This is a genomic window from Klebsiella sp. C283 (genome assembly GCF_048822555.1).
Taxonomy (GTDB): domain Bacteria; phylum Pseudomonadota; class Gammaproteobacteria; order Enterobacterales; family Enterobacteriaceae; genus Klebsiella; species Klebsiella quasipneumoniae.
On sequence record NZ_JBMEZS010000005.1, the window covers coordinates 102,736 to 117,150 of the forward strand.

The window sequence follows — 14,415 nt, forward strand, 5'->3', positions numbered from 1 at the left end:
GCTTCACGGAAAGCAATGAAGATAACAAATACGCGTCAGCCCCTGCGCGCCTCTGGCCGCAGGGGTTTTTTATGCGCCAGCGGGCGTGACGCCGCCGACGCCGATCGCCTCCCTCAGCCGCCGGGCCAGCGCGCCAGCCATTGCCGGCGAGCGAATATTGGTAAAACTCATCAGTAATCCCCCCTCGCCGGTATGGCGCATCCGCCAGTCGCTCAACGCCTGTACCGCCAGCCCGGCCGCCACCGCCCGTTGGGCCAGCAGGCGATCGTCGCCGTTGACCGGCATGACCAGCTGAATCCCCCCCTGCTGCGGCGTGACCTGAAAGCCCTGCGCCTGCAGAGCCGACTCCAGCCACTCCCTGCGCTGGCTGTAGCTGGCGCGCATTTTTTTCAGATGACGCCAGAAATGGCCCTGCTGGATAAAATCCGCCAGCGTCTGCTGCCACAGGGTGGGAACGGTGCAGGGCTGGCGCTCCACGGTCTGGTGAAAGCGCGCCGCCAGCGCGGTCGGCACCACCAGCCAGGCGGTGCGCAGCGCCGGAAACATCGACTTACTGAAGGTGCCCGCGTAGATGACCCGCTGTGGCGCATCAAGGCTTTTCAGCGGCGGCAGCGGTTTGCCGCGATAGCGAAACTCGCTATCGTAATCATCCTCAATTATCCAGGCGTCACGCTCTGCGGCCCATGCCAACAGCTGGCGACGCCGGGGCAGCGAGAGCGCCACTCCCAGCGGACTCTGATGCGCCGGGGTGAGCAGGGCAAACCGCGCCTGCGGGTGATGGCGCTGGCCCCAGGCGATATCCATCCCTTCGTCGTCCACCGGGATCGCATCCACCACCAGCTGCCCGGCCTCGACCACCGGGCGGATAAAGGGATATCCCGGATCCTCCATCCACATATGCTGCCCCGGCTGCGCCAGGGTACGCAGGATCAGGTTCATGGCGGTGGCATAGTTGCCGGCGATCAGGACCTGCTCCGGCTGGCAGTCGATACTGCGCGACAGGCGCAGATAGTCGACGATCGCCTGACGCAGAAGCGGGTCGCCGCCGGGATCGCCGGGCGCCAGATCGAACCGCGACTGCGTCCGCAGCCGGCGCCCCATCACCCGCGCCCACAGCCCGCGCGGAAAGAGATCCAGCGCCGGGAGCCCCATCTGAAACGGCAACGGCTCCGCCGGCGCGGCAGGCTGCGCTGGCGGCACAGGCGCCAGCTGGCGCGGACTGAGCCGCTCGCTAACAAAGGTTCCCGCCTGCCCGCGTCGCTCGAGCCAGCCCTGGGCGACCAGTTCGCCCCAGGCGTTTTCGATGGTCGCCCGGGAGACGCCCTGCTCCTGGGCAAACACCCGGCTGGCGGGCAGACGGCTGCCCGGAGCCAGTTCGCCACGTTCAATGGCGGATTTCAGCTGGCGGGCGATGCGTTGATAAAGAGGGAGGTGGCTGGCTTCCATTATGGTCTGCTTTTTTCATCACAATATGGCTATCTTTTGCAGTCCATTATAGTGCTATTTTGGCTGCCGTATTAGAGAGGAGAACACCATGAGCCAATTACGTCAGCCATTCAGTGAACTGAGCCCGGAAGTCTATAAAGGGCTGGTGCAGGCCAGCCTCGCGATGGAGAAAAGCGAGCTGGGCAGCGCCCTGGTGGAGCTGGTCTATTTACGCGTGTCGCAGATCAACGGCTGCGCCTTCTGCCTTGAGAAGCACAGCCAGGCGCTGCGCAAAGGCGGCATGGCGCAGAGCAAGCTGGATGCCCTGGCCGGCTGGCGGGTGAGCGACCATTTTACCCCTGGCGAACGCGCGGCGCTTGCCTGGGCCGAGTCGGTCACCGACATCGCCGCCAGCCATGCGGAAGATGAGGTTTACCTGCCGCTGCGCGAACATTTTACCCCACGTCAGATAAGCGATCTCACCTTCGCCATCAGCCTGATGAACGCCTTTAACCGCCTCGCCGTCGCCATGCGTCTGTAGTTTCGCGCAGCCTTCCCCCTCCTCCGCCTGGCCACCCCGGCGGGGGAATACTTTGCTAAAAACGCTATATATTGAGTGGTTGAAGTTTTAAATTACTACATCTAGTATTTCCTTATCGAATGGCCCACAACGTTCGACGCTACGTTTAGCGCCGTGTTGTTATCTTAAATGGAAATACGAATCATGCGCATTATTATTTACACTCGAAATGACTGCGTGCAGTGCCATGCCACCCGACGAGCCATGGAGAGCCGGGGACTGGCCTTTGAAATGGTCAACGTCGACCAGCAGCCGGATGCCGCCGACACCCTGCGCGAGCAGGGGTTTCGCCAGCTGCCGGTGGTGATCGCCGGCGACCTGCGCTGGAGCGGCTTCCGCCCGGATATGATCAATCGCCTGCGCCCCTCCGTCGCGGCGGCCAGCGCATGAGCCTCATCGTCTACTTCTCCAGCCGTTCGGAGAACACCCATCGCTTTGTGCAGCGCCTGGGGCTGCCGGCGGTGCGCATCCCGCTGAACGAGCGTGAACCTCTGCAGGTAGACGAGCCCTATATTCTCATCGTTCCCAGCTATGGCGGCGGCGGTACCGCCGGCGCCGTGCCGCGTCAGGCGATCCGCTTTTTAAACGACGTACATAACCGTCGGCTGATCCGCGGGGTGATTGCCGCCGGCAATCGCAACTTTGGCGACGCCTGGGGGCGCGCCGGGGATGTCATCGCGCAGAAATGCGCCGTGCCCTATCTCTACCGCTTCGAGCTGATGGGAACCCCCGACGATATCGATAACGTGCGTAAAGGAGTCAGCGAATTTTGGCAACGACAACCGCAGAACGTATAACCGCCGCCGTGGATTTTCACGCCCTCAATGCGATGCTGAATTTGTACGACAGCGAGGGCCGCATCCCGTTTGAAAAAGATCGCCAGGCGGTTGAGGCTTTTATGGCGACCCAGGTTCAGCCCAACACCCTCGCCTTTGCCAGCCAGGAGGATAAACTCAGCTGGCTCGTCCGCGAGGGGTATTACGATCCCCAGCTGCTGGCCGGCTATGATCGCGGGTTTGTGCTGGCGCTGTTCGCCCATGCCCGGCGCGCCGCGTTTCGCTTCCAGACCTTCCTCGGCGCCTGGAAGTTCTATACCAGCTACGCGCTGAAGAGCTTTGACGGCAAGCACTACCTCGAGGATTTCGCGGAACGCAGCGTAATGGTGGCCCTGACGCTGGCCCGGGGCGATGAACAGCAGGCGCTGCAGCTGACGGAGGAGATACTCAGCGGCCGCTTCCAGCCGGCTACGCCCACCTTCCTTAACGCCGGCAAACAGCAGCGCGGGGAGCTGATCTCCTGCTTCCTGCTGCGCATTGAAGATAATATGGAGTCCATCGGCCGGGCGGTGAACTCGGCGCTGCAGTTGTCGAAGCGCGGCGGCGGCGTGGCCTTTTTACTCTCCAATCTGCGCGAGGCCGGGGCGCCGATCAAGCGCATCGAAAATCAGTCCTCCGGCGTGGTGCCGGTGATGAAGATGCTGGAGGACGCCTTCTCCTATGCCAACCAGCTCGGCGCCCGCCAGGGGGCGGGGGCGGTCTGGCTGCACGCTCACCATCCCGATATTTTGCGCTTCCTTGATACCCGGCGTGAAAATGCCGATGAGAAAATCCGCATCAAAACCCTGTCGCTGGGGGTGGTGATCCCTGACATCACCTTCCAGCTGGCGAAAGAAGACGCGCAGATGGCGCTCTTCTCGCCGTATGATGTCGAACGGCTGTACGGCAAACCCTTCGCCGACTGCGCCATCGGCGACCTCTATCCACAGCTGGTAGCCGACGATCGGGTTCGCAAACGCTGGATCCGCGCCCGCGACCTGTTCCAGCGCCTGGCGGAGATCCAGTTTGAATCCGGCTACCCGTACATCATGTTTGAAGACACGGTGAACCGCGCCAGTCCGGTGGCCGGGCGGGTCACCATGAGCAATCTGTGTTCCGAGATCCTGCAGGTCAGTACGCCGTCCGCCTATAATGAAGACCTTAGCTATGCCCATATCGGGGAAGATATCTCCTGCAACCTCGGCTCGCTGAACATCGCCCACACCATGGACTCGCCGGATTTCGGCCTCACTATCGCCACCGCAGTGCGCGCCCTGACCGCCGTGTCCGACATGAGCCACATTCAGTCGGTCCCCTCCGTGGCGGCTGGCAACGCCGCCTCCCACGCCATCGGCCTGGGGCAGATGAATCTTCACGGCTACCTGGCGCGGGAAGGCATTGCCTACGGCAGCCCGGAGGGGCTGGACTTCACCAATATCTACTTCTACACCGTGACCTGGCACGCGCTGCACACCTCGATGCTGTTGGCCCGCGAGCGCGGCCAGCGCTTCGCCGGCTTCGGGCAGTCGCGCTACGCCAGCGGGGAATACTTCGACAAATATCTGCAGGAGTCGTGGCAGCCGAAAACCGAACGGGTCCGCGCGCTGTTCGCCCGCGCCGGCATCTCCCTGCCCGACCGGGAAAGCTGGCGCCAGCTGCGCGACGACGTCATGCGCTATGGCATTTACAACCGCTATCTGCAGGCGGTGCCGCCCACCGGCTCGATCTCGTACATCAACCATGCTACCTCCAGCATTCACCCGATCGTCTCGAAGATTGAGATCCGCAAAGAGGGGAAAACCGGACGGGTGTACTACCCCGCGCCGTTTATGAATAACGATAATCTGGCCCTCTACCAGGATGCGTACGAGATAGGCCCCCGGAAGATCATCGACACCTACGCCGAGGCGACGCGCCACGTCGATCAGGGGCTGTCGCTGACCCTGTTCTTCCCGGATACCGCCACCACCCGCGATATCAACAAGGCGCAAATCTACGCCTGGAAGAAAGGCATTAAGACGCTGTACTACATCCGACTGCGCCAGCTGGCGCTGGAAGGCACTGAAATTGAAGGCTGCGTGTCCTGCGCGCTGTAAGGAGAACAGGATGACCCATTTAACGCGCGTCAGCGCGATCAACTGGAACCGTATCGATGACGATAAAGATCTGGAGGTGTGGAATCGTCTCACCAGCAACTTCTGGCTGCCGGAGAAAGTGCCGCTGTCGAACGACATTCCCGCCTGGCAAACCCTCAGCGCGGCGGAGCAGCAGTTGACCATTCGCGTTTTTACCGGGCTGACCCTGCTCGACACCATTCAGAACACCATCGGCGCGCCGGCGCTGATGGCGGACGCTCTGACCCCGCATGAGGAGGCGGTGCTGTCGAACATCAGCTTTATGGAAGCGGTTCATGCCCGCTCTTACAGCTCCATCTTTTCCACGCTGTGCCACAGCAAAGAGGTGGATGCCGCCTTCGCCTGGAGCGAAAGCTGCGAACCCCTGCAGCGCAAAGCGCAGCTGATGCTGGGCTACTATCAGGCCGACGAGCCGCTGAAGAAAAAAATCGCCAGCGTGTTCCTCGAATCCTTTCTCTTCTATTCCGGCTTCTGGCTGCCGATGCACTTCTCCAGTCGGGGAAAACTGACCAACACCGCGGATCTGATCCGCCTGATCATTCGCGATGAAGCGGTGCATGGCTATTACATCGGCTACAAGTATCAGAAAGGACTGGAGATCGTCAGCCCCGGTAAGCGCGAAGAATTGAAAAACTTCGCCCTCGATCTGCTGATGGATCTGTACGACAACGAGCTGGCCTACAGCCGGGAACTGTACGGCGAGAGCGGCTGGTTCGACGACGTCAGCGCCTTCCTGTGCTACAACGCCAACAAAGCGCTGATGAACCTCGGCTACGAGGCGCTGTTCCCGGCGGAGATGGCGGCGGTTAACCCGGCGATCCTCGCGGCGCTGTCACCCAACGCCGATGAAAACCACGACTTTTTCTCCGGCTCCGGCTCCTCCTACGTGATAGGAAAAATGGAAGAGACCGCCGACGACGACTGGGACTTTTAACCGTACTTTCATCAGGAATATCGCCCGCATATTCCTGGTGATCAATTTCACAGAATCGCGATTAATCCACCAAATATTCTCTCCATGGTCTAACCGTCATCACTTCGTCATATTTAGCAGAAAACCGGTCCATTTCAGTCGAATTATCCAAAGATAATCAAAAAATATTACCCACAACAAATTACCGCTCAGCCCTTATATCACGGGGGCTGTGCCGCCATGTCCCTCACTCCATTTTGCCGAGAGTTCGCCATTGAGGGTTGTCACAGAATCTGAGTATGTTAGGGTGTAAAAAGATCATTATCACCATTGGGTACCATATCGCAATAAACAAATAACAGGAACTTCTCTATTGCATGGCAATTAAATTAGAAATCAAAAATCTTTATAAGATATTTGGCGAGCACCCTCATCGTGCTTTCAAATATATTGAGAAAGGACTCAACAAAGCGCAAATACTGGAAAAAACGGGGCTGTCGCTTGGCGTCAAAGACGCCAGTCTGGCCATTGAAGAAGGCGAGATATTCGTCATCATGGGGCTCTCGGGCTCGGGGAAATCCACCATGGTTCGCCTTCTCAATCGCCTGATTGAACCCACCCGCGGCCAGGTGCTGATTGACGGGGTCGATATCGCCAAAATGTCGGACGCCGAGCTGCGCGAGGTGCGTCGTAAAAAAATTGCGATGGTTTTTCAGTCCTTTGCGCTAATGCCGCACATGAGCGTGCTCGACAATACGGCGTTTGGCATGGCGCTTGCCGGCGTCCCGGCCGCTGAGCGAGAGCAAAAAGCGCGGGAAGCGCTGCGTCAGGTGGGGCTGGAGAATTATGCCCACGCCTGGCCGGATGAACTCTCCGGCGGGATGCGTCAGCGCGTCGGTTTAGCCCGCGCCCTGGCGATTAATCCCGATATTCTGTTAATGGATGAAGCCTTCTCCGCGCTCGATCCGCTCATTCGCACCGAAATGCAGGATGAGCTGATCAAATTACAGGCTAAGCATCAGCGTACTATTGTCTTTATTTCCCATGACCTTGATGAAGCCATGCGAATTGGCGATCGTATCGCCATTATGCAAAATGGCGAAGTGGTTCAGGTCGGCACTCCGGATGAAATATTGAATAATCCGGCCAATGATTATGTCCGCACCTTCTTCCGCGGCGTCGATATTAGCCAGGTCTTCAGCGCAAAAGATATTGCCCGTCGTAGCCCGGTCGGCCTGATTCGTAAAACGCCAGGTTTTGGCCCCCGCTCTGCGCTGAAATTATTACAGGATGAAGACCGGGAATATGGTTATGTCATTGAGCGCGGTAATCGCTTTGTCGGGATTGTCTCGATCGATTCTCTGAAAACCGCGCTCAGCGCCGGCCAGGGGATCGAGGCGGCGCTGATCGACGCCCCGCTGGCGGTGGAGGCGCAAACGCCGCTCAGCGATCTGCTCTCCCACGTCGGCCACGCCCCGTGCGCCGTCCCGGTGGTGGATGAAGAACAACAATATATTGGCATCATTTCCAAACGAATGTTGCTCCAGGCTTTAGATCGCGAGGGGGTGAATCATGGCTGATCAAACCAATCCGTGGGACAGCGCCCCGGCAACCGACAGCGCCGCTCAGGCTGCAGACGCCTGGGGTGGCGCCTCAACTGCCGCGCCGACTAATGGCGGCGGCGCCGACTGGCTGCACAGCGCCCCGGCGCCGCAGCCGGAACAGTTCAATATCATGGATCCGTTCCATAAGACCCTGATCCCGCTCGACAGCTGGGTGACCCACGCCATCGACTGGATCGTGCTGCACTTCCGCCCGCTGTTCCAGGGGATCCGCGTGCCGATCGACTACATCCTCAGCGCCTTCCAGCAGCTGCTGTTGGGGATGCCGGCGCCGGTGGCGATTATCGTCTTCGCGCTGATCGCCTGGCAGATCTCCAGCCTCGGCATGGGGGTCGCCACCCTGGTCTCGCTGATTGCCATCGGCGCCATCGGCGCGTGGTCGCAGGCGATGGTCACCCTGGCGCTGGTCCTCACCGCCCTGCTGTTCTGCATGATCATCGGCCTGCCGCTGGGGATCTGGCTGGCGCGCAGTCCGCGAGCGGCGAAAATTATCCGCCCGCTGCTGGATGCCATGCAGACCACGCCGGCCTTCGTCTACCTGGTGCCGATCGTGATGCTGTTCGGCATCGGCAACGTGCCCGGCGTGGTGGTGACGATTATCTTCGCCCTGCCGCCGATCGTCCGTCTGACCATCCTCGGGATAAACCAGGTGCCTGCGGATCTGATCGAAGCGTCGCGCTCGTTTGGCGCCAGCCCGCGCCAGCTGCTGTTTAAAGTTCAGCTGCCGCTGGCGATGCCCACCATTATGGCCGGGGTTAACCAGACGCTAATGCTGGCCCTGTCGATGGTGGTGATCGCCTCGATGATCGCCGTCGGCGGTCTTGGCCAGATGGTGCTGCGCGGCATTGGCCGCCTGGATATGGGCCTGGCCACCGTCGGCGGCGTGGGGATCGTGATCCTGGCGATTATTCTTGACCGCCTCACCCAGGCCGTCGGCCGCGACGCCCGCAGTCGCGGCAACCGCCGCTGGTACACCACCGGCCCGCTGGGGCTTCTTACTCGCCCTTTCTGTCGATAAGTCGATAACAGCGCCGCACCCCGGCACCAGCCGATGCCGGGGTGCCGCCTTCCCGTTAAACAATAAGAGGAACCACCATGCGACATAGCACGATGATGGCCACCGCCGCCTTTGCCACCCTGATCGCCACCAGCGCCTTCGCCGCCGACCTGCCGGGCAAAGGAATTACCGTCAAGCCGGCGCAGAGCACTATCTCCGAAGAGAGCTTCCAGACCCTGCTGGTCAGCCGCGCGCTGGAGAAGCTTGGCTACACCGTCGAAAAACCGAGCGAAGTGGACTATAACGTCGCCTATACCTCGATTGCCGCCGGGGATACTACCTTTATCGCCACCAACTGGCAGCCGCTGCACGATGACATGTACGCCGCGGCGGGCGGTGATAACAAATTTTACCGCAAGGGGGTGTACGTCTCAGGCGCCGCCCAGGGCTATCTGATCGATAAAAAAACCGCCGAGCAGTACCACATCACCTCTATCGATCAGCTCAAAGATCCGCAGATCGCCAAACTGTTTGATACTAACAACGACGGTAAAGCGGACCTCACCGGCTGCACCCCGGGCTGGGGCTGCGAAGCGGTGATTAACCACCAGATTGACGCCTATGGCCTGAGCAAAACCGTCACCCATAACCAGGGCAACTACGCGGCGATGATGGCCGACACCATCGCCCGCTATAAAGAGGGTAAACCGGTGCTCTACTACACCTGGACGCCGTACTGGGTTAGCGACGTGCTGAAGCCTGGCAAAGACGTCGTCTGGCTGCAGGTGCCGTTCTCCTCCCTGCCGGGCGAGCAGAAAAACATCGATACCAAACTGGCCAACGGCGCCAACTATGGCTTCCCGGTCAACACCATGCACATTGTCGCCAACAAAGCCTGGGCGGAGAAAAATCCGGCCGCCGCCACTCTGTTTAGCGTCATGAAGCTGCCGATCGCCGACATCAACGCCGAGAATGCGATGATGCACGAAGGCCATGCTTCCGAAGCCGACATTAACGGTCATGTTGATGGTTGGATCAAAGCCCACCAGCCGCTGTTCGACAGCTGGGTGAAAGCCGCACTCGCCGCGCAGCAGTAACCCGCCCCCGGATAAGGCCCGGCGCCTTATCCGGGCCCCTTCCCCGCCTTTCATCCCGTCAGGGTCATGGAAAAGCGGATTGCGGGCATTTTCATAGTGTTAAGGCGCGTCGCGCTCTGTTAAGGTGGGGACATCGGTCAATTTGCCACCTTCACATGGATCCAGCGATAAGTTATTCATATGGAAAACCCCGCGCCCTTAACCTGTGCCTTATCTGAACGTGTCGCTACCGTCGGCGAAGGCATTAAAGACAGTCTCCCCATCGTCATCAGCTACCTTCCGGTGGCATTCGCCTTCGGACTGAACGCCACCCGGCTGGGTTTCACCCCGCTGGAAAGCCTGTTTTTCTCCTGCATTATTTACGCCGGCGCCAGCCAGTTTGTGATCACCGCCATGCTGGCCGCCGGCAGTTCGCTGTGGGTCGCCGCCCTGACGGTGATGGCGATGGACGTCCGCCACGTGCTATATGGCCCCTCGCTGCGCAGCCGCATTCATACCGCGTTGGACAAAAAGAAGACCGCCCTCTGGGCCTTCGGCCTGACCGATGAGGTTTTCGCCGCCGCCACCGCCAGGCTGGTTCGCGACAACCGACGCTGGAGCGAAAACTGGATGCTCGGTCTCGCGTTTACCTCGTGGGCATCGTGGGTGTGCGGCACGCTGGCCGGCGCCTGGTCCGGCAACGGCCTGCTGGTGGATTATCCGGCGGTGGAAGCCGCGCTCGGCTTTATGCTGCCGGCGCTGTTTATGAGCTTCCTGCTGGCCTCTTTCCAGCGCCAGCAATCGCTGTGCGTCACGGCGGCGCTGGCGGGCGCGCTGGGCGGCATTCTGTTATTTTCCATTCCGGCGGCGATCCTCGCCGGGATTGTCTGCGGGTGTCTGACGGCGCTGGTCCAGGCCATGCTGAAGGGGATGCCGGATGAACAGTGAGGTCCTTCTGCTCGGAGTGATTGTCGGCGGCGTGAACTATCTGTTTCGTTATCTTCCCCTGCGTCTGCGCGCGGGTCATGCCCGGCCTGCCCGTCGTGGCCCGGTCAGCGTGCTGCTGGATACCATCGGCATCGCCTCGATTTGCGCGCTGCTGGTGGTCTCCAGCGTGCCGGAGATCCTCGCCGATGCCCATCGCCTGGCGCCGACGCTGATCGGCTTCCTGGTGCTGGGGGGCGCCTTCTGGAAAACCCGCAGCATTATTATCCCGACCCTGCTGTCGGCGTTGGCCTACGGTCTGGCCTGGAAAATCGCCAGCGGGCTCTAAGCTTTGCGTATCAATTTTGGTCAATAATTCATTTGATTTATTTGTCACAATAGTTATTATATCGGCTGTAATTAATGAGGTCATACCCAAATGGATAGTTCGTTTACTCCCATTGAGCAAATGCTCAAGTTCCGCGCCAGCCGCCATGAAGATTTCCCGTTCCAGGAGATTCTGTTAACTCGTCTTTGCATGCATATGCAAGGTAAGCTGCTGGAAAATCGCAATAAAATGCTTAAAGCGCAGGGAATTAACGAGACATTATTTATGGCGCTGATTACGCTGGAGTCGCAGGAAAACCACAGCATTCAGCCGTCCGAGCTGAGCTGTGCGCTGGGCTCGTCGCGTACCAACGCCACCCGTATCGCTGATGAACTGGAAAAACGCGGCTGGATTGAACGCCGCGAGAGCGATAACGATCGTCGCTGTCTGCATCTGCAGCTGACCGAAAAGGGCCATCAGTTTTTGCGTGAAGTCCTGCCGCCGCAGCATAACTGCCTGCACCAGCTGTGGTCTTCACTCAGCACCAGCGAAAAAGATCAGCTCGAACATATTACCCGCAAACTCCTGAGCCGCCTTGACCAGATGGAAGAAGAAGGCGTGCTGGCGGACTCTCTACGCTAAGGGCGGCGTCGCTCAGCCCATTTTTACGTTGCAAGGAAAACAGCCAGGCCAGCAGATCTCTGCTGGCCTTTCTGATAAACAGGTCGGCTCAGCCGATGTGAAATAATAAGATCGTGGAGAATAACATGAGCGCAAATGCGGAGAGCCAAACCCCGCAGCAACCAGGCAGCAAAAAAGGGAAGCGTAAAGGCGCCCTTCTGTTGCTGACATTGCTCTTCATTATTATTGCCGTGGCATATGGGATTTACTGGTTTCTGGTACTGCGTCACTACGAAGAGACCGACGATGCCTACGTGGCAGGGAACCAGGTACAAATTATGGCCCAGGTCTCGGGCAGCGTGACCAAAGTCTGGGCAGACAACACGGACTATGTGCAGAAAGGCGATCCGCTGGTCACTCTCGATCAGACCGATGCCCAACAGGCGTTTGAGAAAGCCAAAACGCAGCTGGCCGCCAGCGTGCGTCAAACCCGTCAGCAGATGATCAACAGCAAGCAGCTGCAGGCGAATATTGACGTCAAAAAGACCGCCCTCGCCCAGGCGCAGGCTGACCTGAACCGCCGCATCCCGCTGGGCGCTGCGAACCTCATCGGCCGCGAAGAGCTGCAGCACGCCCGCGACACCGTCGCCAGCGCGCAGGCCGAGCTTGACGTGGCGATCCAGCAGTACAACGCTAACCAGGCGATCGTGCTGGGTACCAAACTGGAACAGCAGCCGGCGGTGCTGCAGGCGGCGACCGAAGTGCGTAACGCCTGGCTGGCCCTGCAGCGTACGCAGATCGTCAGCCCGATTAGCGGCTACGTTTCCCGCCGCTCGGTACAGCCTGGGGCGCAGATCGGCACCACCACGCCGCTGATGGCGGTGGTTCCGGCGACCAACCTGTGGATCGACGCTAACTTTAAAGAGACCCAGCTGGCGCATATGCGCATCGGCCAGCCGGCCACCGTAATCAGCGACATCTATGGCGATGACGTGAAATACACCGGCAAGGTGGTTGGTCTGGATATGGGAACCGGGAGCGCCTTCTCCCTGCTGCCGGCGCAGAACGCCACCGGCAACTGGATCAAAGTGGTACAGCGCTTGCCGGTCCGCATCGAGCTGGATGAAAAACAGCTGGCGGAACACCCGCTGCGCATCGGCCTCTCGACGCTGGTGGAAGTTAACACCACCGATCGCGATGGCGAAATGCTGGCAAGCCAGGTGCGGAGCTCCCCGGTCTACGAGAGCAATGCCCGTGAAATCGCTCTCGATCCGGTCAATAAACTGATAGACGAGATCATTCAGGCCAACGCCGGATAATTCGGGGTGAGTGTAATGCAACAGCAAAAACCGCTGGAAGGCGCGCAACTGGTCATCATGACCATTGCGCTGTCGCTCGCGACGTTCATGCAGGTGCTGGATTCCACTATCGCCAACGTGGCGATCCCGACCATCGCCGGTAACCTTGGCTCATCGCTGAGCCAGGGGACCTGGGTCATCACCTCGTTCGGGGTCGCTAACGCCATCTCCATTCCGATCACCGGGTGGCTGGCCAAGCGCGTGGGCGAGGTGAAGCTGTTCCTGTGGTCCACCACCGCTTTCGCCATCGCCTCCTGGGCCTGCGGCGTCTCCAACAGCCTGACGATGCTGATCTTCTTCCGCGTCATTCAGGGGATTGTTGCCGGGCCGCTGATCCCGTTGTCGCAAAGTCTGTTGCTCAGCAACTATCCGCCGGCGAAACGCTCTATCGCCCTGGCGCTGTGGTCGATGACGGTGATCGTCGCTCCCATCTGCGGCCCGATCCTCGGCGGCTATATCAGCGATAACTACCACTGGGGATGGATCTTCTTTATCAACGTGCCCATTGGCGTGGCGGTGGTGCTGATGACCCTGCAGACCCTGCGTAACCGGGAAACCAAAACCGAACAGCGGCGTATCGACGGCGTCGGCCTGGCGCTGCTGATCATCGGTATCGGTAGCCTGCAGGTGATGCTGGACCGGGGTAAAGAGCTGGACTGGTTCTCCTCCAATGAAATTATCATTCTGACCATCGTGGCGGTGGTGGCGATAAGCTTCCTGATCGTCTGGGAGCTGACCGACGATAACCCGATTGTCGATCTGTCGCTGTTTAAGTCGCGCAACTTCACCATCGGCTGCCTCTGTATCAGCCTGGCCTACATGCTCTACTTCGGGGCCATCGTGCTGCTGCCGCAGCTGTTGCAGGAGGTCTACGGCTACACTGCGACCTGGGCCGGCCTGGCGTCAGCGCCGGTGGGGGTGATCCCGGTCATCCTGTCGCCGATTATCGGCCGCTTTGCGCATAAGCTCGATATGCGACGGCTGGTCACCTTCAGCTTTATCATGTACGCCGTCTGCTTCTACTGGCGCGCCTGGACCTTCGAACCGGGGATGGACTTTGGCGCCTCGGCGTGGCCGCAGTTTATCCAGGGCTTCGCGGTAGCCTGCTTCTTCATGCCGTTGACCACCATCACCCTCTCCGGCCTGCCGCCGGAACGGCTGGCGGCGGCGTCGAGCTTGTCGAACTTCACCCGTACCCTTGCCGGCTCCATCGGGACCTCGATCACCACCACCCTGTGGACCAACCGCGAGGCGCTGCACCATGCGCAGCTCACCGAATCGGTGACGCCGTTCAACCCCAACGCGCAGCAGATCTACGATCAGCTGCAGGGGATGGGAATGACGCAGCAGCAGGCGTCCGGCTGGATAGCGCAGCAGATAACCAACCAGGGGCTGATTATCTCCGCCAACGAAATCTTCTGGATCTCAGCGGCCATTTTCATCCTGCTGTTGGGACTGGTGTGGTTCGCCAGACCCCCGTTCAGCGCCGGCGGCGGCGGCGGCGGCGCGCACTAAGCCTCACATTAAGGGACCTGCGGGTCCCTTTTTTACGGCGTCAGGTTGTCCAGTTCTCGCTAGTTTCTGTCTTGTTTGCGAAAGCCCGCCAGCCGGCGCTCGGGCA

At 60.0% G+C, this 14,415-nt stretch carries 14 protein-coding genes; 13 read left to right on the forward strand and 1 reads right to left on the reverse strand.

All coding sequences use genetic code 11. From position 1 onward, the window contains the following. Positions 1–69 precede the first annotated feature (69 nt). A complete protein-coding gene (locus tag ACOI7Z_RS11130) occupies positions 70–1,446 on the reverse strand; it encodes a PLP-dependent aminotransferase family protein (protein WP_048335065.1) in 1,377 nt (458 codons plus the stop codon). A gap of 88 nt (positions 1,447–1,534) precedes the next feature. Here ACOI7Z_RS11130 and ACOI7Z_RS11135 point away from each other — a divergent pair, with 88 nt between their 5' ends. The 13 genes from ACOI7Z_RS11135 (at position 1,535) to emrB (ending at position 14,309) form a co-directional block, all read left to right on the forward strand. Beyond that, on the forward strand, positions 1,535–1,966 hold the full coding sequence (locus ACOI7Z_RS11135; RefSeq protein ID WP_087849604.1) for a carboxymuconolactone decarboxylase family protein: 432 nt from the start codon (positions 1,535–1,537) through the stop codon (positions 1,964–1,966). A gap of 183 nt (positions 1,967–2,149) precedes the next feature. After that, positions 2,150–2,395 (forward strand): glutaredoxin-like protein NrdH, encoded by a 246-nt coding sequence (gene nrdH / locus ACOI7Z_RS11140; protein WP_048332140.1) that lies wholly within the window; start codon positions 2,150–2,152, stop codon positions 2,393–2,395. Further along, positions 2,392–2,802 (forward strand): class Ib ribonucleoside-diphosphate reductase assembly flavoprotein NrdI, encoded by a 411-nt coding sequence (gene nrdI, locus ACOI7Z_RS11145; protein WP_023290751.1) that lies wholly within the window; start codon positions 2,392–2,394, stop codon positions 2,800–2,802. The genes nrdH and nrdI overlap by 4 nt, the downstream gene beginning before the upstream one ends. Further along, a complete protein-coding gene (nrdE, locus tag ACOI7Z_RS11150) occupies positions 2,775–4,916 on the forward strand; it encodes a class 1b ribonucleoside-diphosphate reductase subunit alpha (RefSeq protein WP_087849605.1) in 2,142 nt (713 codons plus the stop codon). Before nrdI ends, nrdE begins: the two co-directional genes overlap by 28 nt. Positions 4,917–4,926: 10 nt before the next feature. Then, entirely contained in the window at positions 4,927–5,889 is a 963-nt protein-coding gene (gene nrdF / locus ACOI7Z_RS11155) for a class 1b ribonucleoside-diphosphate reductase subunit beta (protein ID WP_032453806.1), read from the forward strand. 356 nt (positions 5,890–6,245) lie between these two features. Further along, entirely contained in the window at positions 6,246–7,448 is a 1,203-nt protein-coding gene (gene proV, locus ACOI7Z_RS11160) for a glycine betaine/L-proline ABC transporter ATP-binding protein ProV (protein WP_002914328.1), read from the forward strand. Next, on the forward strand, positions 7,441–8,508 hold the full coding sequence (proW, locus tag ACOI7Z_RS11165) for a glycine betaine/L-proline ABC transporter permease ProW (protein ID WP_023290754.1): 1,068 nt from the start codon (positions 7,441–7,443) through the stop codon (positions 8,506–8,508). The genes proV and proW overlap by 8 nt, the downstream gene beginning before the upstream one ends. 77 nt (positions 8,509–8,585) lie before the next feature. After that, positions 8,586–9,584 carry a glycine betaine/L-proline ABC transporter substrate-binding protein ProX gene (gene proX, locus ACOI7Z_RS11170; RefSeq protein WP_023290755.1) on the forward strand — a complete coding sequence of 333 codons (999 nt, stop codon included), beginning with the start codon at positions 8,586–8,588 and terminating at the stop codon, positions 9,582–9,584. 180 nt (positions 9,585–9,764) lie between these two features. Then, positions 9,765–10,511: an AzlC family ABC transporter permease gene (locus tag ACOI7Z_RS11175; RefSeq protein WP_023290756.1), complete on the forward strand. Its 747-nt coding sequence runs from the start codon at positions 9,765–9,767 to the stop codon at positions 10,509–10,511. After that, positions 10,501–10,836, forward strand: a complete 336-nt coding sequence (gene ygaH / locus ACOI7Z_RS11180) for an L-valine transporter subunit YgaH (protein ID WP_004205699.1) — start codon at positions 10,501–10,503, stop codon at positions 10,834–10,836. Before ACOI7Z_RS11175 ends, ygaH begins: the two co-directional genes overlap by 11 nt. 90 nt (positions 10,837–10,926) lie before the next feature. Beyond that, positions 10,927–11,457 carry a transcriptional repressor MprA gene (gene mprA, locus ACOI7Z_RS11185; protein WP_002914337.1) on the forward strand — a complete coding sequence of 177 codons (531 nt, stop codon included), beginning with the start codon at positions 10,927–10,929 and terminating at the stop codon, positions 11,455–11,457. 125 nt (positions 11,458–11,582) lie between these two features. Continuing rightward, positions 11,583–12,755, forward strand: a complete 1,173-nt coding sequence (emrA, locus tag ACOI7Z_RS11190) for a multidrug efflux MFS transporter periplasmic adaptor subunit EmrA (RefSeq protein ID WP_004205697.1) — start codon at positions 11,583–11,585, stop codon at positions 12,753–12,755. Between the two features lie 15 nt (positions 12,756–12,770). After that, on the forward strand, positions 12,771–14,309 hold the full coding sequence (gene emrB / locus ACOI7Z_RS11195; protein WP_002914342.1) for a multidrug efflux MFS transporter permease subunit EmrB: 1,539 nt from the start codon (positions 12,771–12,773) through the stop codon (positions 14,307–14,309). Positions 14,310–14,415: the final 106 nt, after the last annotated feature.